General features: G+C 55.3%; 32 protein-coding genes. 7 read left to right on the top strand and 25 right to left on the bottom strand.

The features are described from left to right. Window positions 1-32: 32 nt before the first annotated feature. From ETC02_RS02395 to ETC02_RS02385, 3 genes are all read right to left on the bottom strand, one after another. Window positions 33-848, bottom strand: coding sequence for a M15 family metallopeptidase (locus ETC02_RS02395; RefSeq protein WP_050368650.1), 816 nt, complete (start codon window positions 846-848; stop codon window positions 33-35). A 51-nt stretch (window positions 849-899) separates the two neighbouring features. Beyond that, window positions 900-1,607: a purine-nucleoside phosphorylase gene (gene deoD / locus ETC02_RS02390; protein ID WP_033009203.1), complete on the bottom strand. Its 708-nt coding sequence runs from the start codon at window positions 1,605-1,607 to the stop codon at window positions 900-902. A 285-nt stretch (window positions 1,608-1,892) separates the two neighbouring features. Next, window positions 1,893-2,297: a hypothetical protein gene (locus ETC02_RS02385; protein ID WP_050368649.1), complete on the bottom strand. Its 405-nt coding sequence runs from the start codon at window positions 2,295-2,297 to the stop codon at window positions 1,893-1,895. A 131-nt stretch (window positions 2,298-2,428) separates the two neighbouring features. Between ETC02_RS02385 and ETC02_RS02380 the strand changes: the two genes are divergently transcribed. Continuing rightward, window positions 2,429-2,587 carry a hypothetical protein gene (locus ETC02_RS02380; protein ID WP_017437412.1) on the top strand — a complete coding sequence of 53 codons (159 nt, stop codon included), beginning with the start codon at window positions 2,429-2,431 and terminating at the stop codon, window positions 2,585-2,587. Between the two features lie 45 nt (window positions 2,588-2,632). On the opposite strand, the gene ETC02_RS02375 is transcribed toward ETC02_RS02380, so the two are convergent. After that, window positions 2,633-2,794, bottom strand: coding sequence for a hypothetical protein (locus ETC02_RS02375; RefSeq protein WP_162839633.1), 162 nt, complete (start codon window positions 2,792-2,794; stop codon window positions 2,633-2,635). Between the two features lie 116 nt (window positions 2,795-2,910). After that, window positions 2,911-3,045 (bottom strand): hypothetical protein, encoded by a 135-nt coding sequence (locus tag ETC02_RS17605; protein WP_371810023.1) that lies wholly within the window; start codon window positions 3,043-3,045, stop codon window positions 2,911-2,913. On the opposite strand from ETC02_RS17605, the gene ETC02_RS02370 reads away from it, so the two are divergent. Continuing rightward, entirely contained in the window at window positions 3,026-3,310 is a 285-nt protein-coding gene (locus ETC02_RS02370) for a DUF2515 family protein (RefSeq protein ID WP_050368647.1), read from the top strand. The genes ETC02_RS17605 and ETC02_RS02370 overlap by 20 nt on opposite strands. 50 nt (window positions 3,311-3,360) lie before the next feature. On the opposite strand, the gene ETC02_RS02365 is transcribed toward ETC02_RS02370, so the two are convergent. The 5 genes from ETC02_RS02365 to ETC02_RS02345 all read right to left on the bottom strand — a co-directional run bounded on the left by ETC02_RS02365 (window position 3,361) and on the right by ETC02_RS02345 (window position 7,743). Further along, window positions 3,361-3,540, bottom strand: coding sequence for a YozD family protein (locus ETC02_RS02365; RefSeq protein ID WP_033015276.1), 180 nt, complete (start codon window positions 3,538-3,540; stop codon window positions 3,361-3,363). 238 nt (window positions 3,541-3,778) lie between these two features. Continuing rightward, complete coding sequence (locus ETC02_RS02360; protein WP_044743989.1) at window positions 3,779-4,423, bottom strand: hypothetical protein; 645 nt, start codon at window positions 4,421-4,423, stop codon at window positions 3,779-3,781. A gap of 130 nt (window positions 4,424-4,553) precedes the next feature. Further along, window positions 4,554-4,772: a YozE family protein gene (locus ETC02_RS02355; protein WP_033015279.1), complete on the bottom strand. Its 219-nt coding sequence runs from the start codon at window positions 4,770-4,772 to the stop codon at window positions 4,554-4,556. 362 nt (window positions 4,773-5,134) lie between these two features. Further along, window positions 5,135-6,133, bottom strand: coding sequence for a biotin synthase BioB (gene bioB, locus ETC02_RS02350; protein WP_063211741.1), 999 nt, complete (start codon window positions 6,131-6,133; stop codon window positions 5,135-5,137). A 170-nt stretch (window positions 6,134-6,303) separates the two neighbouring features. Next, a complete protein-coding gene (locus ETC02_RS02345) occupies window positions 6,304-7,743 on the bottom strand; it encodes an NAD(P)/FAD-dependent oxidoreductase (RefSeq protein ID WP_047818304.1) in 1,440 nt (479 codons plus the stop codon). Between the two features lie 237 nt (window positions 7,744-7,980). Between ETC02_RS02345 and ETC02_RS02340 the strand changes: the two genes are divergently transcribed. Next, the gene (locus tag ETC02_RS02340; protein WP_171698019.1) at window positions 7,981-8,577 is read left to right on the top strand and encodes a DUF502 domain-containing protein; all 597 of its coding nucleotides are present in this window, start codon (window positions 7,981-7,983) and stop codon (window positions 8,575-8,577) included. A 23-nt stretch (window positions 8,578-8,600) separates the two neighbouring features. Here ETC02_RS02340 and ETC02_RS02335 read toward each other — a convergent pair whose 3' ends face one another. Beyond that, on the bottom strand, window positions 8,601-9,539 hold the full coding sequence (locus tag ETC02_RS02335) for a magnesium transporter CorA family protein (protein ID WP_033009211.1): 939 nt from the start codon (window positions 9,537-9,539) through the stop codon (window positions 8,601-8,603). A 313-nt stretch (window positions 9,540-9,852) separates the two neighbouring features. Further along, window positions 9,853-9,999, bottom strand: coding sequence for a hypothetical protein (locus ETC02_RS02330; protein ID WP_013145445.1), 147 nt, complete (start codon window positions 9,997-9,999; stop codon window positions 9,853-9,855). A 182-nt stretch (window positions 10,000-10,181) separates the two neighbouring features. On the opposite strand from ETC02_RS02330, the gene ETC02_RS02325 reads away from it, so the two are divergent. Continuing rightward, entirely contained in the window at window positions 10,182-10,472 is a 291-nt protein-coding gene (locus tag ETC02_RS02325) for a HesB/YadR/YfhF family protein (RefSeq protein WP_033009213.1), read from the top strand. A 25-nt stretch (window positions 10,473-10,497) separates the two neighbouring features. Here the strand turns inward: ETC02_RS02325 and ETC02_RS02320 are convergent, their stop codons facing one another. The 13 genes from ETC02_RS02320 to ETC02_RS02260 all read right to left on the bottom strand — a co-directional run bounded on the left by ETC02_RS02320 (window position 10,498) and on the right by ETC02_RS02260 (window position 18,988). Further along, entirely contained in the window at window positions 10,498-10,905 is a 408-nt protein-coding gene (locus ETC02_RS02320) for a hotdog fold thioesterase (protein WP_047818302.1), read from the bottom strand. Then, a complete protein-coding gene (locus ETC02_RS02315; protein ID WP_033009216.1) occupies window positions 10,902-11,219 on the bottom strand; it encodes a hypothetical protein in 318 nt (105 codons plus the stop codon). Before ETC02_RS02315 ends, ETC02_RS02320 begins: the two co-directional genes overlap by 4 nt. Before the next feature lie 14 nt (window positions 11,220-11,233). Further along, entirely contained in the window at window positions 11,234-11,650 is a 417-nt protein-coding gene (locus tag ETC02_RS02310; RefSeq protein WP_033009217.1) for an acyl-CoA thioesterase, read from the bottom strand. Window positions 11,651-11,762: 112 nt separating this feature from the next. Next, window positions 11,763-11,993, bottom strand: coding sequence for a small acid-soluble spore protein Tlp (tlp, locus tag ETC02_RS02305; RefSeq protein ID WP_033015308.1), 231 nt, complete (start codon window positions 11,991-11,993; stop codon window positions 11,763-11,765). Window positions 11,994-12,023: 30 nt separating this feature from the next. Continuing rightward, window positions 12,024-12,167, bottom strand: coding sequence for an acid-soluble spore protein N (locus tag ETC02_RS02300; RefSeq protein WP_011231056.1), 144 nt, complete (start codon window positions 12,165-12,167; stop codon window positions 12,024-12,026). A gap of 55 nt (window positions 12,168-12,222) precedes the next feature. Further along, the gene (locus ETC02_RS02295; protein WP_011231055.1) at window positions 12,223-12,354 is read right to left on the bottom strand and encodes an FbpB family small basic protein; all 132 of its coding nucleotides are present in this window, start codon (window positions 12,352-12,354) and stop codon (window positions 12,223-12,225) included. 123 nt (window positions 12,355-12,477) lie between these two features. Continuing rightward, window positions 12,478-13,005, bottom strand: coding sequence for a TlpA family protein disulfide reductase (locus ETC02_RS02290; protein ID WP_020753890.1), 528 nt, complete (start codon window positions 13,003-13,005; stop codon window positions 12,478-12,480). Between the two features lie 138 nt (window positions 13,006-13,143). After that, window positions 13,144-13,293, bottom strand: coding sequence for a hypothetical protein (locus ETC02_RS02285; RefSeq protein ID WP_015374731.1), 150 nt, complete (start codon window positions 13,291-13,293; stop codon window positions 13,144-13,146). Between the two features lie 81 nt (window positions 13,294-13,374). Next, window positions 13,375-14,223: a sulfurtransferase gene (locus ETC02_RS02280; RefSeq protein ID WP_171698022.1), complete on the bottom strand. Its 849-nt coding sequence runs from the start codon at window positions 14,221-14,223 to the stop codon at window positions 13,375-13,377. A gap of 89 nt (window positions 14,224-14,312) precedes the next feature. Continuing rightward, a complete protein-coding gene (locus ETC02_RS02275) occupies window positions 14,313-14,579 on the bottom strand; it encodes a YpbS family protein (RefSeq protein ID WP_049625395.1) in 267 nt (88 codons plus the stop codon). Next, on the bottom strand, window positions 14,576-14,764 hold the full coding sequence (locus ETC02_RS02270; RefSeq protein ID WP_121625546.1) for a hypothetical protein: 189 nt from the start codon (window positions 14,762-14,764) through the stop codon (window positions 14,576-14,578). Before ETC02_RS02270 ends, ETC02_RS02275 begins: the two co-directional genes overlap by 4 nt. Further along, the gene (locus ETC02_RS02265; RefSeq protein ID WP_253264074.1) at window positions 14,764-18,510 is read right to left on the bottom strand and encodes a dynamin family protein; all 3,747 of its coding nucleotides are present in this window, start codon (window positions 18,508-18,510) and stop codon (window positions 14,764-14,766) included. Before ETC02_RS02265 ends, ETC02_RS02270 begins: the two co-directional genes overlap by 1 nt. Window positions 18,511-18,805: 295 nt before the next feature. Continuing rightward, window positions 18,806-18,988, bottom strand: a complete 183-nt coding sequence (locus ETC02_RS02260; RefSeq protein ID WP_236658967.1) for a hypothetical protein — start codon at window positions 18,986-18,988, stop codon at window positions 18,806-18,808. 190 nt (window positions 18,989-19,178) lie between these two features. On the opposite strand from ETC02_RS02260, the gene ETC02_RS02255 reads away from it, so the two are divergent. The 3 genes from ETC02_RS02255 to ETC02_RS02245 are packed head-to-tail and all read left to right on the top strand — an operon-like array spanning window position 19,179 to window position 21,450. Then, window positions 19,179-19,307, top strand: a complete 129-nt coding sequence (locus ETC02_RS02255) for a cytochrome c oxidase subunit 2A (RefSeq protein ID WP_369813962.1) — start codon at window positions 19,179-19,181, stop codon at window positions 19,305-19,307. Between the two features lie 21 nt (window positions 19,308-19,328). After that, window positions 19,329-19,799 carry a cytochrome c oxidase subunit II gene (locus ETC02_RS02250; RefSeq protein WP_033015318.1) on the top strand — a complete coding sequence of 157 codons (471 nt, stop codon included), beginning with the start codon at window positions 19,329-19,331 and terminating at the stop codon, window positions 19,797-19,799. Window position 19,800: 1 nt separating this feature from the next. Continuing rightward, window positions 19,801-21,450, top strand: a complete 1,650-nt coding sequence (locus tag ETC02_RS02245; RefSeq protein ID WP_055358862.1) for a b(o/a)3-type cytochrome-c oxidase subunit 1 — start codon at window positions 19,801-19,803, stop codon at window positions 21,448-21,450. The last annotated feature ends 16 nt before the right edge of the window (window positions 21,451-21,466 follow it).

Raw genomic sequence — 21,466 nt, 5'->3', positions numbered from 1 at the left:
AGCATTGCCGCTCTTTTGGGCCAGCCCCGTCTTTACACTTTTTTTACCGCTTGAAAATATTCTTCCATTGTCATGCCGCGCTCTTTCATCACGGCGGCGGCCTTCCGCCCGACATAGCGAAGATGCCACGGCTCATACTTGTAGCCGGTCACCGCTTCCTTCCCTTTCGGATAGCGGATGATAAACCCGTATTCGTGCGCGTGGGCAGCGACCCACTGTCCTTCTTTTGTCGCCTCGAACGCCTCGGTCAGCTGGCAGCCGATCGACCGGCTGCTAATGTCGACTGCAAGCCCTGTCTGGTGTTCGCTTTGTCCCGGGTGGGCGACGGCCTGGACGGCGTTTTTCTCCCCTTTTTGCCGCACCTCCTCCGCAAAAATCGCCTTCTGCCGCTCATACGACCGGTAAGCGGACACCGCGACAAGCTCGATGCCATCGCGGCGGGCGGCGGCAAACATTTCTTCGAGCGCGGCGGCCGCCTCGGCCCGCATACGCCGCTTTTCTGCATTCGGGTCGGCAAACGAAAACGGCACGCGCGGCACAACCAAATCGGCCGGCTTGTAACCGGACGGAAGCGACTGCTCTTTATTGACGAGCACCAAAATGTTGTCCGGATTCATAATGACCTTTTGGCCGTTTCGCACCTCGATGACGTTCCAATATTTCGCTTCAAGCTGCAAATCCGGGTCAACCGGCCGGTTGAGTTCCTCTCGTTCATGAACGCTGGGCGGCGCCGTATGTTCCGCCGGCTGCCCGGGCGAGCCGGCCGCGCCGCCGTCACCGCTTCCTCCCGTTTGGCAGCCAACGAGCAACAGGCACATAAGCGCCGCTGTTTGCCAACGCTGATTCATTCATCTTCCCCTTTTCTGTTTCCCGGGGCGCACCGAACAGCCGCCGCATCATCAGCTGCTGCGAACCGCCGCTTCGAGCGCCACCTCGATCATTTCGTTAAACGTCGTTTGCCGTTCTTCGGCTGTCGTCTCCTCGCCGGTTAAAATATGGTCGCTGACCGTCAGCACCGACAGCGCCCGGCAGCCGAATTTGGCCGCCAACGTATAGAGCGCCGCCGTTTCCATCTCGACGGCCAATACGCCGTAGCGCGCCCACGTTTCCCAGTTTGGTTCGTCGTTGTAAAACATGTCGGCGGTAAAGACGTTGCCGACTTTGAGCGCCAATCCTTTTTCCATTCCAACGTCGTATGCCGTCCGCAGCAAGTGGAAATCCGCCGTCGGCGCATAATCGCGGCCGCGGAAAATGAGACGGTTCATGTTGGAATCGGTGGATGCGCCGATCGCCAAAATGACGTCACGCACGCGCACATCCGGTTGAATGGCGCCGCATGTTCCGACGCGGATGAGCGTCTTTACTCCATAGCTTTGGATCAATTCGTTGACATAAATCGAAATGGACGGCACTCCCATCCCCGTCCCTTGGACGGAGACGCGATGCCCTTTGTATGTCCCCGTAAATCCGAACATGCCGCGCACTTCATTGTAGCACACCGCCCCTTCCAAAAACGTCTCGGCAATGTATTTGGCGCGCAGCGGGTCGCCCGGCAGCAAAATGCGTTCGGCGATGTCCCCTTGTTTGGCTCCGATATGTACGCTCAAACTCGATTCCTCCTTATGACTTCGAACGGTTATGGTTCGGCCATGCCCTTGTTTATCATATCATATGTTTGCGGAAAATGGCAGTCTTGCCTCGAGTAGCTTGAGCGAAAGGCGGGCATACTATTCGTGCCCACACGGCGGGAAAGGAGGAAAGACGGTGAAAAAGAAACTTGAGCAGGCGGTGGAGTACGCCAACAAAACGAATCCATCCTCAAAAGCGAACAACCAGCCGTCAACGTCCAAAAAAGAAAAAACAAAATTTTAAGGGAGAGCTGCTCTCCCTTTTTAAGACGTTTTCGAACGATAATCGTCGCGATAGCGGCGCGCAAGATACCTTTCGTTGATATACAGCACCTTTTTGTCTTTGCTGCGCGTATATTTTTTCTCGCGCCCGCGCCGCCTGGCGAGCAGCCAGCAGGCGAACAAATAAAGCGGCAGCACAAGCTGCGTTGTTCCGGCAAATACATACCAAAATCCATCGATGTCGGCCAAATCACGCAAGTAGAGGCCGATGCCGCTCAGCCGATAATAGGCAACCGCAACGATGGCCGCAATGATGACGATATTGGCCGCATGGAGAACAGGAACGTTTCTCCAGCGAAACAAAACGCGCTCCACCTGCTCTTTGAGCCAAAGCGACGCGGCGATCGAGACGACGCACAGCAACAGCGCCAGCGCCAATGCGGCCATATTCCGTCCCCCTCCCAGTTCCCTTCAGTCTCCGCTCCGCCCGCCCGGCGCCGCCTGCAAACATTTTCCGTCGATGAACCGCCCTTTTGCCGCATACACTAACGACAACGACAGTTCAAGGAGGGAAAACGATGGGCAAAAAGCATCGCAACCGCATCAACGGGCAGAAAAAGAACAACCATATTCCAAAAGAGGCGTTGATCGCCGAAGACGCAGCGCACGCCAAGGAATACTCGGCCGCCGGCGGCCGGAAAAACGGCCCGGGCCATCACGACAATCCCGAATCGTAACAAACCCGGAGAAACCCTTGTGCCGCACAAGGGTTTCTATTTCGATCAGGGCTCCGACGGCTCGACTTCGTCCCACGCCAGTGTGACGACTTTCGTATAGTCTCCGCGCTCAATTTCCTCTTCCGTCGCCTTTTCGTTCAACACTTCATCATCGTCAATTCCCGGCGCTACCGTCGGCGTGTCGCGCCGTTGTCTTTGCTCTTCCATCTGATCCGCCCCCTTTCCTTTCTTATCCGTTCCCTAAACGGCCGGGCTTTATTCGATGTTATTGCTATTATACCATCCTCAATCGGTTGAAGGCGACTGTCTTTTTGAATATTCCGTCAACAGACAAGCTGGCGTTCCACCCGTTTCCAGCCATCCGGGCAGAGGCGGTAGTACGTCTGTCCTTTCCGCCCTTCGTCGATCAAGACAATATCGCCGGTCCCCATAAACCGGATGCCGATTCGCCCGCTCACCGTGCTGCGCCGCCCGCTCGAATACGTTTACCGCTCATTTTTATACCGTCATCCCGTTCGCATTGCCGATGCTCGTTTGTTCTGCCGCCTTTCCGACCGCCTTTCCGTTTCAAGGTACGAACGCCCGAGCGACGACGAGGCGGCGGCCGTTGCTATGATTCAGCAGAAAACGGCGGAGCATAACCTCAACAACATCACGCGCACAGCCGCCTATTTCACGTTTTTTGAACGCCACCCAGAAGTGACGAGCGGCATTTGGCCATGATGAAAGCGGCCGCCATCGCGGCGGCCGAGTAATTGTAAAAACGACGACGGTTACTCGTCGTCGACATCAATCTCTTCGTCGATAATGCATTTTTCCAGCAAATAGTCAAACGTAATATCCGCGAGCTCTTCCAGTTCCTCCTGCGTCGGCACAAAGCCGCGGCGGATGAGCTGTTGGTAAAAAAATTCGGCGATCTCCTCCGTATCAATAATCACTTCAATCTCCTTCACTCCATCTCGCCCCCCTTTGTAATGTTGTATGTCGCCGCCTTCCGTTTTATGTCAAAAATCATGTTGTACTACTTTTTCCGCTTCCTTCATACCATATGTACCAATAAAACAAAAAAATACGGAGGCGGAACAAAATGGACAAGCTGACGATTGCAGATAAAATAATGGAAACAATTGTTAACAGAATGGCTGCGTTCGTCCTCTTCGCCGGCATTCCCTACTTTCTCTTTGTTCTTTGTCAGTTCCTATTATGGTAGTTTACAATCGTTTGCAACCGTTGAACAACCGTTTCCATCATTCGTTTGTATTGGTCATCGCCGAACCATTCATACAGCGCTTTGTAGTCATTGTACATATCAAGCAGGTCGTCAACCGACGGCCCACTCTTTTCGCCGCCGGCGGGCGGCAGCGCGATCGAGGCCTTCATCGGCGCGGCGATCACGATATCTTGCACGAGCGTGACGGACGTTTCGTCCCCATCGGCCAGCGGAATCATATCTTCAAGATGGACTTCAATTTCCCAGCCGTCCGTCAGCCGTTTCAATTCATAAATCGTCTCTTCCCATCCTTCCCCATAATAGCGGTAAATTTCTGTCCGCACTCCAACGACTTTGAACAATTGGCCGCCATAATCGCGGACGCGGACAATTTCGCCAAGGAAAAACGGCAGCTCAATTTCAATTTCTTCGGCAATCCACAAATCGCCGGTAAATTCAGACAACAACACGAGCGTCTGCTCAGCAAACAGGCTATGGCCATGGTTGATTTCGTACAAAAACGTGCCGTCTACTTGCTGAATATCGGTGACGGTTCCGACTGTTCCGTACAATGTATTGACGACGATATCGCCGACAGAAAATTTCGGGCGTTTCGGCGCGCTCATTGGCATCTCCCACCCTTGTTGAACAAATGGTTAGTATAGTATATGCATGCATACAAGGGTGGACACCTTTGCCAGCGCGGAAAAACGATTGAAAGCGCTGTCAATATTCGGAGCAAAACCCTCTTCCATGTTATGCTTCGTGTAAAAACTGCTCCCATAGTTCATCAAAGAGAACCATGCTTTCCAAATAATCGCCATGCACCTCCAAATACCCGCTGAGCTCCTCGTAGTCGGCCGATCCTTTTGGAAAGCTGTGGTCATCGTACGCCCCGTTCGCAAACCGGACGATTGGATCTTCTTCACACCCGTGGCGGAAGCGCAATAAGTAACGATAAAACGATCTTGCCATGTTTCCCCATCCTCTTCCTTTCTCTTTGTTGCTATTATAATGAGCTTTTTTCTGTTTGTGAAGCTTTTTTTGCCGCTTGTATTGCCATCGTACGCGCCACGTTCGCGTTTCATGCCAACCATCGGGCCGCTGTTTCCATAAAATCCCCGTCCTTCTAGAGGCCGTTTCCAATGACCGATCCCGGACTAGCCATATGAAAAAGGGCTGACCCAAAAGAGCGGTAATGCTCCTATCTGGGGCGACATAGAAAAATAGACCACCACGAAAAACCCGGTAAAACCGAGGATTTCAGAGGTGGTCTCTTTCACATACTTCGGTTACATTTCATCAAAAAGGGACTTTTGAGTCAGCCCCGTCAACCGTTACACCACCCCGGCGGGCGGTGCTGGGGCAAATTCAATTTCAAATCCGAGATCTTCAAGCATTTGATAATCGGCCGCCTTTTCCTGCCCGGCCGTCGTCAAATAGTCGCCGACAAAAATCGAGTTGGCGGCATACAGCCCGAGCGGCTGAAGGGAGCGCAAGTTCACTTCGCGTCCGCCGGCGATGCGGATTTCTTTCGTTGGATTCATATACCGGAACAGCGCCAACACTTTCAAGCAATAGCGCGGGTTTAGCTCGTTCGTGCCGGCCAGCGGCGTTCCGTCGATCGCATGCAAAAAGTTGACCGGAATGGAATCCGCGTCGAGCGTCCGCAGGCTGCGCGCCATCTCAACGACATCCCGCTTTGTTTCCTTCATGCCGACAATGACGCCGGAACACGGCGAAAGACCCGCTTCTTTCACCGTTTCCACCGTCCGCACCCGGTCGTCGTATGTATGGGACGTCGTAATGTTCGGGTGGTGCTGTTTTGACGTGTTAATATTATGGTTATAGCGGTCCACGCCCGCCTCCTTCAGCCGCGCCGCCTGCTCCGGCTTTAAAATCCCCAGGCAGGCGCACACTTTCAGCCCGAACCGCTCTTTAATTTCCTTGACCGCGGACACAACGGTGTCGATCTCCTTATCGCTCGGCCCGCGGCCGCTCGCCACAATGCAATACGTTCCGATGCGCAGCCGGTGCGCTTCTTCCGCTCCGCGGAGCAGCGTCTCCTTATCAACCATTTTGTACGTTTTCACGGGCGCCGTCGCTACGGCCGACTGGGAACAGTAGCCGCAATTTTCCGGACAGAGACCGGACTTAGCGTTAATGATCATATTCAGTTTTACCTTGTTGCCGTAGTACGCCGAGCGGATGCGGTATGCCCCTTGCAAAAGAAGGAGCAGCTCCTCGTCCGGACAATCCAATATCGCCAGCGCTTCCTCGTCGGTCAGTTCATGGCCGTCGAGCACTTGTTCAGCCAAATGAAGCCAATTTGCCATCGTTCCTCTCCCCTTTCCACATCATTACATTTATCGTAACGAATCGGGCGATTGATTGTCAACCTAAATTGATTTTAAGTTTACTTTTCGGGCGAACGCCCGCCGATGAACCATCCGATGCAAAACAAGGCAAGCTTCCGTTTCGGACAGCCTGCCTTGCCGCCTTCAGCTTAGCGCGTCAATTTTTCGACGATGTCGCGGGCGATCCAGACGCCGCAAGCGCTCGCTTGGGCGAGGCCGCGCGTAATGCCGGCGCCGTCGCCGCCAACGTACAGCCCAGCAATTTCTGTTTCAAACCGGTCGTTTAGCTTCGGGCGCGCCGAATAAAACTTCGCCTCGACGCCATAAAAGAGCGTATGTTCCGACGCCAGCCCCGGGGTGACGTGATTGAGCGCTTCCGTCATCTCAATCAAGCTTTTCATCGTGTTGTACGGCAACACAAGGCCTAAATCGCCCGGCACCGCCTCTTTTAGCGTTGGTTCAATAAATCCTTCTTTAATCCGCTTTTCCGTCGACCGCCGTCCTTTTAAAATGTCGCCGTATTTTTGCACGATGATGCCGCCGTTTGACAACGCGTTCGCCAGCCGGGAAATTTCATGGGCATACTCGTTCGGCTTGTCAAACGGATCGGAAAATTTATGCGAGACAAGAAGGGCGAAGTTCGTGTTGTTGCTGCCAAGTTTCGGGTCTTTGTAGGCGTGTCCGTTGGCGAGCATAATGCCGGAATGGTTTTCGACGACGACATGCCCGGACGGATTGCTGCAAAACGTCCGCACTTGCGTTCCGACCGACGTATTGAAAATAAACTTCCCCTCATACAAATGCTCGTTGATTTCCTGCATGACGATGTTCGATGTCTCGACGCGCACCCCAATGTCCACTTGGTTGTTGATCATCCGCAAGCGGCGTTTGCGCAGCACTTTGCTCAGCCAAACCGAGCCGTCGCGCCCCGGGGCGATGACGACTTTTTCCGCCGTCAGCGTTTCGCCGTTTTTCAGCACTACTCCTTTGACAACATGGCCGCTTTCCGTCCGCTCCGTCAAAATATCGTCCACTTCCGTCTGAAAGCGCATCGCAATCCGCTCGCGCAAATACTCAAAAATGCTTTTTAAAATTTCTAAGTTTTGCTCCGTGCCCAAATGGCGGACATAGGCGCGCAGCAGCTTCAGCCCGGCGGCATACGCGCGCCGCTCAATCTCTTTCACTTTGTCGGTCATCGGGTCGGTGATCGATGTCGTCGCCCCATGTTTTAAGTTGATCTCATCCACATAACGGATGAGGTCAAGCACGGTTGAGGCAGGCAAATAATCGGTCATCCAACCGCCGAATTCGCTCGTGATGTTGAATTTGCCGTCCGAGTACGCTCCGGCCCCGCCGAACCCGTTCGTAATCGAACAGGCCGGCACGCAGCCGGCATAGTCTTTTTTGCCGGCCGGCGGCGGGCATTTCTCAATTTTTTTCTGCAAAATCGGACAGTTGCGCCGGTATATATCATGCCCTTTATCAATCAAAAGCACGTTCGCTCCAGGCAGTTTCAGCGTCAGTTCGTAACAGGTGAAAATGCCAGCCGGCCCGGCGCCGACCACGATGACATCGTAATGGTTGTTCATTGCGCCATCCCCCACTTTTCGTATTCCACTTGGAAAGTATACGGAATACGAGGCGGTTCGTCAAGGTAAAATACGAACTTTTTTACCGTTTACACTTATAAATGTTCGATATTTTAAAAGCGTTGTCGGCAAAAAGAAAAACTGGTATGGTAGGAAAGGAGCAGCTTCCCGCTTGTTTCCGTCGATCGAAGTGGGGAGCTCCGCGCCAAAGAGAATGAAGGAAAGGGGAGCAAACGGATGCGCTTTTTGGCCAAAAATTTCCTAAACGGCATGTTGACGATCGTGCCGATTTTCGTAGCGGTCTATGTGTGCTACAAAGTATTCACCGTTTTGGACGGATTGCTCGGTCAATACGTCCGCCCACACCTGGACGGCCGCTACGTCCCCGGCCTTGGTTTGCTCGCAACGGTTGCGCTCATCACGGTCTGCGGCTGGCTGTCGACGCAATACGTGAGCGGCCGCCTCATTCGATTGATCGACCGGTTGCTTGAAAGCATTCCCTTCCTGAAAACCGTTTATTCGGTCGCCAAAGATACGATCGCCTCTTTGATCGGGGAAAAACGGTCGTTTTCCAAAGTCGTGCTCGTCACGCTGCCGGAAAGCGGCTGGAAATGCCTCGGCTTCATTACAATGGATGACGTCGGCGCCTGGCACGATCCGCTGGCCGATTATGTGGCCGTCTATGTTCCGCAGACGTTTCAAGTTGCGGGGCTGACGCTCCTCGTTCCAAAAGAACAAGTTGAAGTCATCGACATGGCGCCGGAAGAGGCGATGAAGTTTATCCTCTCCGGCGGAGTGGCGGCAAGAACGCAAAAACGGCTGCCCGAACAATAGGGCAGCCGTTGTTCCGCCGGCCGTCAAAAGTATCGCTTTTTCCAAAAGATGTACGCCGTCGCCGCTGACAGTGAACCGGCGAGCGCCATCGCGATCAAAAAGGCGTACGGAGAGTGTTGGTACGGAATCGGTACGTTCATGCCGTAGAAACTCGCCACCATCGTCGGGAGCGAAATGACGATCGTAATGGCGGTCAAAAACTTCATCACAATGTTTAAGTTGTTCGAGATGACCGAAGCGAACGCATCCATCATGCCGCTTAAAATGCTGCTGTATACTTCGGCCATTTCAATCGCCTGCTTGTTTTCAATAATGACGTCTTGCAGCAAATCCTGGTCATCTTCGTACATGCGCAAATAGTTGAGGCGCATAAGCCGCTCCATGACGATGTTGTTCGCCTTGAGCGACGTCATAAAGTAGACTAAGCTTTTTTCCATGCTAAGGAGCGAAAACAGCTCTTTGTTTTTCATCGACTGGTGCAGCTCTTTTTCAATTTCGCTCGTCCGCCGGTTGATTTGCTTCAAGTAGCGCAAATAATACGTGGAAATCATGTACAGCATTTGCAACGCAAACCGCGTCTTCATAAACGTGTAAAAGTTTTTGATTTTGTTTTTTGAAAATTCCTCAAAAATCGGATTTTCTTGCAAACAGACGGTGATAAAGCATGTGTTCGTAATGATCATGCCGATCGGAATCGTTTCATAAATCGGGCCGTCCACTTCATCATGGGCGACGATCGGAATGTCGACGATAATGAGCACATGGTTGTCTTCCTTTTCGACGCGCGACCGCTCCTCGTCGTCCAACGCATCTTTGATCGAATCGATCGGAATGTCCAAATGGTGGGCGATGTAGCGAATTTCGTCCTCGGTCGGAGCGACGAGATTGATCCAGCAGCCGTTTTCGATCCGGTCAATTTCGCGCATTTTGCCGCTCGCATCAGACAAATACATTTTCATCATCTGGCATCCTTCCTCCTTTTCATGCGAGGAAGGCGGCGCCTCTTCCTTTCCGTCCGGAGCTCGTTTTCGTATGATGAGCAGCGGGCGGAAAAAGAACAGGCCGCGTTCCCCGCTATATTCCGGTTCCGGTTCGTTCGGGCTCGAACTACTCATATACGAAAACGCCACTCCTTTCGAAAAAGATGTCCCTCAAGTAATGATAACGCGGACCGGCCCGTTTGTATAGTAGTTGCCATGAAAAAAAGCAGCCTACTGGCTACTTTATTCACAAAACAGCGCGATGTTCAACCATCGCCCGTTCGATTCGGCTTTTTTATTCGCTCGATGGCGTCGTGTTGAAAAAATCAGGCGCTTGTTTGCCCGTTTGCCGGCTGTCCGAGCGGCGCGGATGCTTTTCATTGCTTTTCCCCATCAGTCCGTCGGATTCGTAGCTGAGCGGAAACGTCCGCTTTTTGCCCACCGCCCTCACCCCCTTCGCTTTTACTGTTTGCCGCCAGCCGCCATTTTACTCAAGCTGCTCCGGAGGAGGACGACGCCACTTTGTGGAAACGCTTTGTCCTGAAATTGTCAGCCAATGTTCACACAATCATTTTACCGGCTGTTTTCCATTCGCTTATAATATACAAGTGAGGAGGGGAAGCCATGAACATCATCATTACCAAAAAAGCGTTTGATTGGTACAAGCGGGAGCTCGGGCTGAAGCCGGGCGATGCGATCCGCTTTTTTGCCCGCTACGGCGGGTGCAGCACCGTGCAAAAAGGGTTTTCGCTTGGCATGGCGAAAGATGAGCCGGCAGGAGAGCCAGCGGCGCAGACAACGGTTGACGGCGTGACGTTTTTTGTCGAAGACAGCGACCAATGGTATTTTGACGGCCGCGATTTGACGGTTGATTTGGACGAAAAAAGCGGCGAACCGGTGTTTTTGCTCCATTAACCAGCGAAAAAAGCTAGCCGTGACGCTAGCTTTTTCGAATAATGGCGATCGTGCAGCGGGAGATGCAGACGAGCTCCCCTTGTTCGTCCGTAATGCGCACATCCCAAACCATCGTCGTCCGGCCGCGGTGCAACACCGTCCCTGTCGCCGTCACCGTCCCGCGGCGAACGGCGCGGACGTGATTGGCGTTGATTTCCAATCCAACGACGTTTTCCGTGTTGGGGTCCACAAGCGCGTACGCGCCGATGCTGGCGACCGTCTCAGCCAAGGCAACCGACGCTCCGCCGTGCAACAGCCCGGCCGGCTGATGCGTGCGATGGTCGACCGGCATCGTCGCCACGACGCGCCCTTCGCCAAGCTCGATGATATCGATGCCGAGCGTCTCGATTAACGTATGTTTCGCCATTTCTTTTACAGCAGCCAAATCGATCATGACTCCTTCTTCCCCCGTTTCGTGAATCGTTCCAGCTCATGAAGCCGGCCTTCTTGCCGCAAAATGCGCACCTGCGTCTCCCCAAGCAAATCGAAATGCGGAAACTCGTTGCGCCGGTCCATCCACTCTTCCTTCAGCCCGTATTGCCTCCCCCAGGCGGCAAGTTTTTCGACATCGGCGCAGCCGACTTTCGTCACCGTCGTGCAGTGCGGAAACCGTTCATCATGCCAATAATGGGTCAAAAAGGCGATTTCGCCGCGCTTCACTTTTTCTTTCCATGCCGCAAGCTCCTGCCGGCGAATGCCAAACGCCATCGCACCGCTCCCCTTTATCGTTTCGCCCGCTCATACGCTTCATGCCACTCGGGAAAATATTTGCGGATGACGATCGGCCGAAACGTATCGCGCTTGACGCAAACGTGCTGCGATTTGCCGGTCACGGCCACCTCGCCGTCCGGGGCAACAATTTCGTAGCCGTACGTGACGCGGATGCCGTCGTAAGCGTCAATCCATGTGCGGACGGTCGCCGTTTCCCCATAACGAAGCGGCTTTTTGTACGACACTTGCAAATCGACAACAGGCGAAATGATGCCTTCTTTCTCCATGTCGGCATAATGAAAGCCAAGCTGTTTGATCAATTCCGTACGCCCGACTTCCATCCAAACTAAATAGTTCGCGTGGTAGACGACGCCCATTTGGTCTGTTTCCGCATAACGCACTTCAATTTGTTTTTCTGCCACTTTCATGTTCGTTCTCCCTCCATTTTTTGCCGGGCTTCTCCTTTATGTTACCATTTGTCCGTCCGGCCGCTCAAGCGGCAACCCAAAAAACAAAGCCGCCCGCATCGGGGCAGCTTTGTCATAATTGGTAGCCGTGCTCCCGTGCAGCGGCTTCGTCTTTAATTTCCGCGCGCATGGCCGCGATCGCTTCTTCGCGGCGGCGGTTTTTCTCGCGAATTTTCTCCCGCTCTTCCGAGGAAGCAAACTGCATCGTTTCTTCGGCTTTTTCAATATTTTCAATGGTGTTTTGCACCATCTCTTGCAGCTTCTCAACATTGTCGCTGCGGTCATCCGGTTTCGGACGCGGCATATAGGATTCCTCCTTTACAAGATTTTCCAGCTACTCACCCTTCGTTTGGATGACTTGAGCATGCTGGCCGGATTGATCTTGCATTTGTTTGCCTTTGTTTCCTCCAGCGGCGCGAGGCTGTGTTCCGATATGGTTGGGAACAAAATGTTTGCGGCTTCCTTTCGGATTGCTCATTGTCTTCGCCTCCTCGCCATCTAGTCTGTCCGCCCGGAGGACCGCTATGCATGGGTTATTCTGCTTTCTTGAGCATCCGCTCTTCCAGCTTTTTCTCGATTTTCTCGAGCGCTTCCCGGTCGTTCAACAATTGCCGTTTGTTCTCGCTGATCAATTCTTGGAGAGTCATTTTGCGGGATCGTCTCATCGCTATCAACCTCCCCTCATTTATATTGTAATCTTATTCATGCCCAAAAAAGATAAAAATTATGACAACTTTTCGAAAAATAATGAACCATGAAAAAAAGCGCCTTCCGTCAAAACTGTTCGGTCAACGAAAGAGCGCTGTCTTCTTTTCGAGTTGCGCGGCGGTCACCGGGCCGATGATTTTTTGCCGGATGACGCCGTTTGGGTCGATGATATACGTCGTCGGAATCGTCTGGATTCGGTATCGGTGAAGCGCCTCGCCGCGCACATCCAAGGCGACGGGCAACGTCAGTTTTTTGTCTTTCGCAAATCGCTCCGCATTATCGAGCGTATCTTGCGTCGTCAAATGGACGGCAAGCAACATGACTTCGCGGCCGTGCTGCTTGTAAAACGCCTCAAGCTCCGGCATTTCCTTTTTGCACGGCGGACACCACGACGTCCAAAAGTTGAGGACAACCGCTTTGCCGCGCAAATCAGACAGCCGGACGGCTTTGCCGCCAAGCGTCGGCAGCGTCAAATCAGGGGCCGTCTGGCCGATGCCCGGGCCGCTTTCTATTTCGTCTGTTTCCTGTTCGTTCCCGGCAGCCATCGCATTCCAAAGACCATAGCCGGCAACGGCCAAAAACAATAGGACGACGAACCATTTCCGCACGCATTTCCCTCCCTGCCGGCCGGCGCCCTTTCTTCCATCCAGCGCCCTCCGCCGCTCTGCCCATCATTATAGCACATACGTTTGTGTTTGCCAACGTTGACGTCTAAGGACGAAAAAACGAGGGGCGAGCCCTCGTCATTAACGGATGTTTTTATGGTCGTTTTTCAGTTTCTCGGCTTCCACCTCGGCGTACGAAGCAAACTCGCTCGTCCATTCATTGAAGCCGTTTTTCTTTTTGGCGTTGTTGTTCCGTTGGGCGTTGGCGTTGCCAAGTTTGGTCCGTCCCATGCACTCGCCTCCTTTTTGTTTCAACGGTTCACACATAGTATGCGCTGCCGGAGAAAAACGATGCGCGAAACCATTTCGAAACTAGGCGTCCGAGGACGGGTGGTCCGTTTCAACCGGATGATCGGGATAGGAAATCCAGTCGCTGAAGCTGCCGACATACAGTCGGACGTTGCGGTAGCCGGCTTCTTTTAGGGCGAGCACGTTTGGACAAGCGGTGACGCCGGAGCCGCAATAGACGATAATGGAGGCTTCGCGGTCAAGGCCGGCGAACCGGTCCGCTTGTTCAGCCGCGCTTTTCCAGTAGCCGCCTTCCGTCACCCCGTCTTTCCAAAATCGGTGCACCGCCCCGGGAATGCGGCCGGCCCGGCGGTCGATCGGCTCCTCCAACCCGGCATACCGCTTCCACTCGCGGGAATCAATGAGCACCGCTGCACGGTCGCGAACGGCGGCTCGCACATCCTCGACCGTCGCGAGCCATGATCGGTCCGGACGCGGCTGAAACCGCCGCGGCGGCACAGCTGAAATGGCGCGCATCACCGGATTTCCTTTTCGTTTCCATTCGCTGTAGTTGCCATCCAACACGTATGCGCGCGCATGGCCGAAATACCGGAGCAGCCACCAACAGCGCGCGGCCATGGCCCCGTCTTGGTCATCGTAGGCGATGACCGTCGTCGTGTCGTCAATGCCGGCCCGGCTAAACACGTCCGCCGCTTGGGCGGCTGATGGAAGCGGATGGCGGCCTCCGTGCTCTCCGACCGGGCCCGACAAGTCGCGCTCTAAGTCCATATACACCGCTCCGGGAATATGGTCTTCCCGGTAAAGAGACGCCCCTTTAGCCGGATCGCCAAGCCAAAACCGGCAATCAACAATGCGGATGGTTTCATCGGACAAATGCGCCAACAGCCATTCGTGGGAAACGAGAGACGCCATTGTTTCTCCCCCCTCTTTCGTTTTCATCAGCCCGGTCTGCTTACAGGCCGGCAGCCGGGCAGCCAATGCCAACGCTTTGGCTGTGTGCGTTACTTCTCTTCAAGCCGGCGCACGTAGTCGCGCACCATCTCTGGCGTTACATAGCGGCGCGCCGGCACGAGGCCGCCGGCGGCCAGCTCGTTCATTTGTTTCGTCACTTCATTGATCGCCTCGACCGTAAACGGCTCGCCGCGGCGGCACCGTTCAACCGCCTCATCGATGCGCCGCTCGCGCTCGAGCTCAAGGGCGGCAAACCGCTTTAAGATGGCGTGCTGTTTGTTGATATGGGCGGTGATGGCGTGATGTACTTCGCTCAATGGTCCTCGTCCTTTCCTGCTTCTTTTTCCATCAAACGCCGGACGTTCGGTTTTGGCGTCCAGCAGTTGAACCGATAGTTTGGCTTCGTCTCATAGCCGAGCCGGCGGCAATACGTGTACAGCCCGTCGGCTCGCTTTTCTATACGGTAGTGGATGCATGTAGCGCAAGCGTGAAACCGGTTCATCAACGCGCCTCCCCGACGCGGCCCGAAAGAAGGCCGCGAAGCGCCGCTTCGATGCGGGCGAGCGCCTCATGATCCGCCGCTTCGGCGAGCGCGGCAAGCAAGCCCTCCATATAGCTGTCGACTTGTTCCGCGAGAGCGGCCGAAAGTGCGGCGACGGCATCCTTGTATTGTTCTGCGTACGTCGCCACAAGCCGCTCTTTTTGCTCAGCCAAATAGGCGTCGATCGGCTCGACAAGCGCCGCCTCAATTTCCTCTTTCATCCGCCGCTTTTCGTCGCGCTCAAAAAACGATTTGGCGTTTTTATACAGCGAAAGCGCCTTGGTAAACCGCACCCGGTCTACATCCCCAAGGGCGTTGGCAAACTCCGGCGCCGAGAAGGCGAACGCCTCCGGCGGCGTGAGCGCGAGCGCTTCGTCAAACCGGCGGAGCTCGCCGCAAAGGCGATGAAACTGTTCGGCGAGCCGCTTGTGCAAAAACGATTCGATGCGCAGGCTCGTCGCCCGCAACTCTTGGGCCAAATCAAAGCCAACCGATGCGAGCAACTCGTCGAGGCAACGCTCGAGCGCCCGACGCGCCGGGCCTTGGTCGTCGCGGAGCACCGCCGGATTGAACGCCTCTTTGAACGTATCGTTCAAGCGGAAGAAGACGCGCTGTTTCACGTAATACAAAAGCTCGTCGGCTTCTTGGCTGAGCGCCTGGCGGCCGTAGGCGTCGCCGGCGGCGGCGAGCACGGCGTGCATCTGTGCACGCGCCGCTTCAAGCGATTGGCGTTTCGCCGCTTTTTCTGCCTCGCTCTGCCCGGCGGCGCGCGCGAATTCCTCTGCCGCCCGCCGCGCCCGCTCAAGCTCGGCATATGCGCTCTCGACGGCGACTTCCGCCAGTTCTTCCGTTAAGAAGCGGAAGAAGTCGGTTTCAAAGACAGACAAGCCGGAGTCCGCCAAGACGCCGCGCGGACCGGGCTCGGCCCCCGTTTTTTCCGCCAGCGCTAAGCGGCTTGAGAGCGCATAAAGGCGCGGGAAGCGGATGCCGAAGCGGGCGAGCTCTCCGTTCATATAGGAAATGACGGCCTCAAGCTCCTCTTTCGACTGGGCCAAATCAGCCGCATTGATGATGAAAAACATTTTATCAAGCGAAAACGCATCTTTGACGCGCCCGAGCTGCAGCAAAAACTCCCGGTCTGCCTTCGAGAACGCGTGGTTGTAATACGTGACAAACAGCAGCGCATCGGCGTGCTTCATATAATGGAACGCCACCCCGGTATGGCGGGCGTTTAATGAATCGACGCCCGGCGTATCGACAAGCGTCACCCCTTGGCGGGTGAGCGGGCAATCGGCATACAACACGACTTCATCAAGGAAACACGACACCGCCTCATCGGCGACATATGCCTCAAGCTCCGCAAATCCGATCGACAGCCTCGTCCCGAACCGGTTTTTCATCCGCTCATATCCGGCGGCGGCAGCCGCCAAAAAGGCGAGATGCGGCTTTTGCGCCGGACGCTCAGCCCCGGATTCGGCAAGGCGGGCGCAATGGCGGAGCGCTTCATCCCACGACTTCGCCTCGCAGCCGAACTGGCGAAGCGAGGCTTGCACATCAGCCCATATTTGCGCCTCGTCCTTCACTTTGACAACCGCCGTTCCGTGCGGATGCTCCCGGTCGGGCGGAGCGATTTTGCTGATGGCGGCCGTCGTCGGGTTCGGCGAAGACGGCAAAAGCGGCTCCCCAAGCAAGGCGTTGGCCAGCGACGATTTGCCGGCGCTGAAGGCGCCGAACAACGCGACCGTAAAGGCCCGCTCGCGAAGCCGGCGCGCCTTGTCGCGCAACGGGCCGACGAACCGGCGCAACAAATCGGTCCGCTCGAGCCAGGCGGCCGCCTCCTCGAGCCGATCAGCCGCCTCATCGCTCCGTTGCTTTCCACTCGCCGCCAAAGCGCGCCGCCCGTCCGCGCTCTCTTCTGCCGCTCCTTCCACCGCTTCCCGACTGAGCGCTTGCTCTTGGGCGGCGGGATGATTCACAGCCGGTTCCGTTGTTGCTGGCCGCTCTGCCGCTTGCGCATGGCGCACTTTCTGGAAATGAGGCGGCGCCGTCAGCGTAGCGAGGCGCTCTTCATCGAGCACAACCTCATCGCCCGAAGCGGCAATCAACCGCTCGAGCGCGCGTTGGCGCTCCTCCTCTTCCGCTTTCAAGCCGGCAAGGCGGGCGATGAGCTCCGCTTTTTCGCGTGCTGCCGAAAGCCGGCCTTCTAGCGCTTTCGCTTGAGCAGCCGCCCGCTCGGCAATTTGCACCGCGAGCCCGGCAAACAAGGCGAGCGCCGCGTCGCGGTATCGTTTTTTCAGCGCCATCGCCACCTCATCCGTATAGTTTAATAGCGCCGCACCGCTTGCTTCCGCCCCCTGCTTGACAAGGCTTGAAAGCAGCGTCTGATCCCAATCCGCCGTCCATTGCTGGCACTGGCCGAGCCAGGCGCCGTCGGCGTGCCACTCGTTCCCGAACCGGAGAAGAAGCTGGCGGACATGCCACTCGATTTGCGCCGCCGCCTGCGCTTTGACGCTTTCGTAAAACGCCTCAAGCCGCCGCTCGCGTTCTTGCTCCGTTTTGGTCTTTGCAAACAGCAGGCCCACTTTGAAATTCGGCTGCATCGCCTGCAAGTACGCTTCCGCCCGCTCCCTCGTCTCAAACGGCATTAAATAGGCATTTTGCAGCACGCGGTCAAGCTCAGCGCGAAACGCTTCCTCCGCCCGCGCCCGCGCCGTTTGCCAATCAGCAAGCTCAGCTTCCAAGCGCCCGAGCTCCTGCATGGCCTCGGCTTCACTGCCAGCCCCGCCAAGCGCCTCGAGGCGCGCTTTAAACTCCTGCTCAAGCAGCTCATGCCGCGCGCGAAGCTGTTCAAGATGGCGGGCGGCAATCCGCCTCAATCCCGCTTCTGCGCCGCGAAGAAGCCATTCGTCTTTGTCGGCGACCAAGCGGCGCAAACAAGCCGTCAACTCCTGCCACTCATTCTCTGGATGGGCTGGGTCTTTTAATGATAGGAAAAACAAGCGGGCCGCTTCGACCCCCCAGCGCCGGAACGCCTCGGCCGCCGAAGCGCGAAACGCCGCAAACGGCAGTTCGTCCTCGCGATGTTTGTCGATTTGGTTCACCACTAAATACACGATTTTTCCTTCATCTGTTAATTGTTTCGTAAATTGAAAGTTTAGCTCCGCCTGTACATGGTTGTAATCCATGACATAAAAGACGACGTCCGCCAAATGAAGCGCCGACTCGGTGGCCAGCCGGTGGGCGTCATCGGTCGAATCGATGCCCGGCGTGTCCAAGATGGCCACTCCCGGGGGGATGGCGCCCGTTTCGCGGCTGATTTCGATCCACTCAATCGTCTCCCCGTCCCGGCATTGGGCGCGGATCAGCTCCGGATCGTACGGCGGCTCATATTCAACCGGCGGATCATCATGATAAAAGACGCGCACGCAATCCGGACCGGCTTTCACTTTCACAAGATTGGCACTCGTCGGAATCGGACTCGACGGCAGCAGCGGCTCGCCGAGCAACGCGTTGATCAAACTTGATTTTCCGGCGGAAAAATGGCCGCAAAAGGCGATGACCAGCTCGCCGGCTGCCGTTTTTTCGATCAGCTGCTTCACTTTATCGGCATTTTCGTTGTCGCCGGCTTGCTGAAGCCGGTCGTGCATATTTGTCATTTTCGCCAGCCACGGCCGCAATGGCGGCCGCTCGATCACAATATTCCCCATGACCAAAACCCCTTTGTTTCCGTCAATGTCATTTACATTCATTTTACTGTATTTCGCCCCGTTTCCCAATAGGAAAACAAAAAAATCCCGCCGGTTCGTTCAGCGGGATGAATGTTTTTCCCCGGCCCGCAGCCGGCGAGCCATTGGCGTCAATGGGACCGTTTCACAGCCGGCTGTCTTTGTTTTGCTTGCGCACTGCCGGAAACGCACGCCCGTTCTCCCCGCAGCGGCGGCACGAAGCGCGGCCGCAGCCTCAGGAACAGCTGATGGATTTCTATGAAAGCGATCAATACGATTATGAAATTTTTTGTTCCTGCAACGGCAGTGCAGCCGATTTTCTCGCCTTCCCGAAATGGAAGACGGCATTTAAAAGGATGGCGGTGAGGCCGCCGGCGACGATGCCGCTGTCCCTCATCAGACGGATCCGCCGCCTTTTTCCTTCCCGCCCTTTTCCTACATTGTTCACAATCGTCACCATTTGTTCAAACTTCTTGTGTTGTTTTTGTGAGAAAAGTCACTGTTGCGGCCGTTTTGTACGGTTATGATAGTGTCAAAGCAGGGAAACTCGCGCTTGGCGCACCTGCCTGTCAACGTTATGGGGGATGAATCCAAAACGCACGAGGAGGGATGAAAGGATGGCCAAACCAGAGCGGACAAAACCGACGGCAATGGCCCGGCAAACAAAAAAGGAAAAAGAGCCGGCGCTCAGCGGCACGCTGTCGTCCGTGTTTTTGCTCGGCTTTTTCATCATTTTCGCCTGGGTCAGCGTCTACTTTTTATTTTTACACCGCCTGTAAGCGGCAAGGGAGGGACTTGAGATGCACATTCATAAGTATGAAAAAATTTGGCTGACGTTCGGCATCGGTTGTTTGATCGTCTTTTTGACGGTCGTCGGCGTGAGCGCTTTCGCCGCCGGACAGCAGCCGCCAAGCTGCCTGACGACGATCGATCCGGAAAAAGTGGACACCACCCCGCCGTTTGATCATCCGGGGCTTGTGAAAAAAGGGGATGACGAATACGAACTGAACATCGTCGTGGCCGCGTTTTCCTTTACGCCAAATGCCATTGAAATTCCAAAAGGAGCGAAAGTGACGATCAACGTCACCTCAAAAGATGTCATTCACGGGTTTGAAATTCCCGGAACGAACATCAATATGATGGTCGAACCCGGCTATGTCAACAGCTTGACAACGACGTTTGACAAACCGGGCGAGTATACGATTCTTTGCAATGAATATTGCGGCGCCGGCCACCATATGATGACGGCGCGCATTAAGGTGGTGGAGTGAGATGGTGAACTCGTTGGAAAAAGTCGATCGCCGCGACGCCAAACTGGCGCTGGCACATTTGTTTGTCGCCTTTACCGCCCTGGCGCTCGGGGGATTCGCCGGTTTGTTGCAAACACTCGTCCGTTCCGGCAAGTTTGAGCTGCCGGCTGGGATCAGCTATTACACGATTTTGACGACGCACGGCGTCTTGCTTGGGCTTGTGCTGACGACGTTTTTCATTATCGGCTTTCAGTTCGCTGCGGTCAGCCGCACGACCGGAGCGCTCTCGGACGGTTCGCGCCGGCTCGGCTGGATCGGTTTTTGGATGATGACGGCAGGGACGGCCTGCACAGCCTTTTTCATCCTAACCGGCCAAGCATCTGTCTTATATACGTTTTACGCGCCGCTTCAGGCGCACGCTGGCTTTTACATCGGCTTGGCGCTCGTCGTCGTCGGCAGCTGGGTGAGCGGGTTTGGAATGTTTGCCCATTACGCGCGCTGGCGGAAGGCGCACCGCGGCCAGGCGAGCCCGCTGTTGGCGTTTATGTCTGTCACGAATATGGTATTATGGCTCATCTGCACGCTTGGCGTAGCCGCCACCGTCGTCTTTCAGCTCATTCCGTGGTCGCTTGGGCTCACGGATCGGGTGAACGTGCTCTTGAGCCGGACGCTGTTTTGGTATTTCGGGCATCCGCTCGTCTACTTCTGGCTATTGCCGGCGTATATGGTTTGGTACGCTGTCATCCCGAAAGTGATCGGCGGCAAAATGTTCTCCGATTCGCTCGCGCGGCTGGCGTTTATCTTGTTTTTGCTGTTTTCGATTCCAGTCGGCTTTCACCATCAATTGCTAGAGCCAGGGATTTCGCCGTTTTGGAAGTACGTGCAAGTCGTCTTGACGTTTATGGTCATCATTCCGTCGCTCATGACCGCGTTTGCCATGTTTGCGACGTTTGAATCGTACGGCCGCTCGCAGGGGGCAACCGGCCTGTTCGGCTGGTGGCGGAAATTGCCGTGGGGCGACGCCCGCTTTTTCGCGCCGTTTGTCGGGATGCTGTTTTTCATTCCGGCCGGCACGGGTGGAATCATCAATGCTTCGCACCAGCTCAACCAAGTCGTTCATAACACGATTTGGGTGACCGGCCACTTCCATTTGACCGTTGCCACGACGGTTGTGTTAACGTTTTTTGGCGCATCGTATTGGCTCATCCCGCATTTGACCGGCCGGGTGATGACGAAAGCGATGAACCGGCTTGCCATCATCCAAACGATCGTTTGGGCCGTTGGGATGACATTTATGTCCGGCTCGATGCACTTTGCCGGCTTGCTCGGGGCGCCGCGGCGCTCAGCGTTCTCCACATACGGCAACTCGCCGCAGGCGCTTGAATGGATTCCGTACCAAATCGCCCAGGCGGTCGGCGGCACTATTTTGTTCATCGGCATCATTTTGATTCTTGTCATCGTCATTAACCTAGCGTTTTTCGCTCCGAAAGGCGAAACCGAATTCCCGGTCGCCGAAGCGGCCGCCCCGCAGGAACGGGCGGCATTGGCGCTCGAAAACTGGAAGCTGTGGATCGGCCTCGTTGTGGCGCTCATTGTCATCGCCTATACGGTGCCGCTCATTGACATCATTCAAAATGCTCCGCCGGGGTCGAAAGGATACAAATTATGGTAAACAAATCCCCCCTCTT

Source organism: Geobacillus sp. DSP4a, assembly GCF_013096875.1.
GTDB lineage: Bacteria > Bacillota > Bacilli > Bacillales > Anoxybacillaceae > Geobacillus > Geobacillus thermophilus.
The sequence above is the reverse complement of the archived record's forward strand: the minus strand, read 5'-3'. Positions and strand labels throughout refer to the sequence as shown.

What these genes read in the sequence shown, in the direction of transcription:
- ETC02_RS02395 (WP_050368650.1), bottom strand. Translation starts at nt 848, where the DNA reads ATGAATCAGCGTTGGCAAACAGCGGCGCTTATGTGCCTGTTGCTCGTT.
- ETC02_RS02385 (WP_050368649.1), bottom strand. Translation starts at nt 2,297, where the DNA reads ATGGCCGCATTGGCGCTGGCGCTGTTGCTGTGCGTCGTCTCGATCGCC.
- ETC02_RS02380 (WP_017437412.1), top strand. Translation starts at nt 2,429, where the DNA reads ATGGGCAAAAAGCATCGCAACCGCATCAACGGGCAGAAAAAGAACAAC.
- ETC02_RS02375 (WP_162839633.1), bottom strand. Translation starts at nt 2,794, where the DNA reads ATGGAAGAGCAAAGACAACGGCGCGACACGCCGACGGTAGCGCCGGGA.
- ETC02_RS02370 (WP_050368647.1), top strand. Translation starts at nt 3,026, where the DNA reads ATGCCGATTCGCCCGCTCACCGTGCTGCGCCGCCCGCTCGAATACGTT.
- ETC02_RS02360 (WP_044743989.1), bottom strand. Translation starts at nt 4,423, where the DNA reads ATGAGCGCGCCGAAACGCCCGAAATTTTCTGTCGGCGATATCGTCGTC.
- ETC02_RS02355 (WP_033015279.1), bottom strand. Translation starts at nt 4,772, where the DNA reads ATGGCAAGATCGTTTTATCGTTACTTATTGCGCTTCCGCCACGGGTGT.
- bioB (WP_063211741.1), bottom strand. Translation starts at nt 6,133, where the DNA reads ATGGCAAATTGGCTTCATTTGGCTGAACAAGTGCTCGACGGCCATGAA.
- ETC02_RS02345 (WP_047818304.1), bottom strand. Translation starts at nt 7,743, where the DNA reads ATGAACAACCATTACGATGTCATCGTGGTCGGCGCCGGGCCGGCTGGC.
- ETC02_RS02340 (WP_171698019.1), top strand. Translation starts at nt 7,981, where the DNA reads ATGCGCTTTTTGGCCAAAAATTTCCTAAACGGCATGTTGACGATCGTG.
- ETC02_RS02335 (WP_033009211.1), bottom strand. Translation starts at nt 9,539, where the DNA reads ATGATGAAAATGTATTTGTCTGATGCGAGCGGCAAAATGCGCGAAATT.
- ETC02_RS02325 (WP_033009213.1), top strand. Translation starts at nt 10,182, where the DNA reads ATGAACATCATCATTACCAAAAAAGCGTTTGATTGGTACAAGCGGGAG.
- ETC02_RS02320 (WP_047818302.1), bottom strand. Translation starts at nt 10,905, where the DNA reads ATGATCGATTTGGCTGCTGTAAAAGAAATGGCGAAACATACGTTAATC.
- ETC02_RS02315 (WP_033009216.1), bottom strand. Translation starts at nt 11,219, where the DNA reads ATGGCGTTTGGCATTCGCCGGCAGGAGCTTGCGGCATGGAAAGAAAAA.
- ETC02_RS02310 (WP_033009217.1), bottom strand. Translation starts at nt 11,650, where the DNA reads ATGAAAGTGGCAGAAAAACAAATTGAAGTGCGTTATGCGGAAACAGAC.
- tlp (WP_033015308.1), bottom strand. Translation starts at nt 11,993, where the DNA reads ATGCCGCGTCCGAAACCGGATGACCGCAGCGACAATGTTGAGAAGCTG.
- ETC02_RS02300 (WP_011231056.1), bottom strand. Translation starts at nt 12,167, where the DNA reads ATGAGCAATCCGAAAGGAAGCCGCAAACATTTTGTTCCCAACCATATC.
- ETC02_RS02295 (WP_011231055.1), bottom strand. Translation starts at nt 12,354, where the DNA reads ATGAGACGATCCCGCAAAATGACTCTCCAAGAATTGATCAGCGAGAAC.
- ETC02_RS02285 (WP_015374731.1), bottom strand. Translation starts at nt 13,293, where the DNA reads ATGGGACGGACCAAACTTGGCAACGCCAACGCCCAACGGAACAACAAC.
- ETC02_RS02280 (WP_171698022.1), bottom strand. Translation starts at nt 14,223, where the DNA reads ATGGCGTCTCTCGTTTCCCACGAATGGCTGTTGGCGCATTTGTCCGAT.
- ETC02_RS02270 (WP_121625546.1), bottom strand. Translation starts at nt 14,764, where the DNA reads ATGAACCGGTTTCACGCTTGCGCTACATGCATCCACTACCGTATAGAA.
- ETC02_RS02265 (WP_253264074.1), bottom strand. Translation starts at nt 18,510, where the DNA reads ATGGGGAATATTGTGATCGAGCGGCCGCCATTGCGGCCGTGGCTGGCG.
- ETC02_RS02260 (WP_236658967.1), bottom strand. Translation starts at nt 18,988, where the DNA reads ATGGTGACGATTGTGAACAATGTAGGAAAAGGGCGGGAAGGAAAAAGG.
- ETC02_RS02255 (WP_369813962.1), top strand. Translation starts at nt 19,179, where the DNA reads ATGGCCCGGCAAACAAAAAAGGAAAAAGAGCCGGCGCTCAGCGGCACG.
- ETC02_RS02250 (WP_033015318.1), top strand. Translation starts at nt 19,329, where the DNA reads ATGCACATTCATAAGTATGAAAAAATTTGGCTGACGTTCGGCATCGGT.
- ETC02_RS02245 (WP_055358862.1), top strand. Translation starts at nt 19,801, where the DNA reads ATGGTGAACTCGTTGGAAAAAGTCGATCGCCGCGACGCCAAACTGGCG.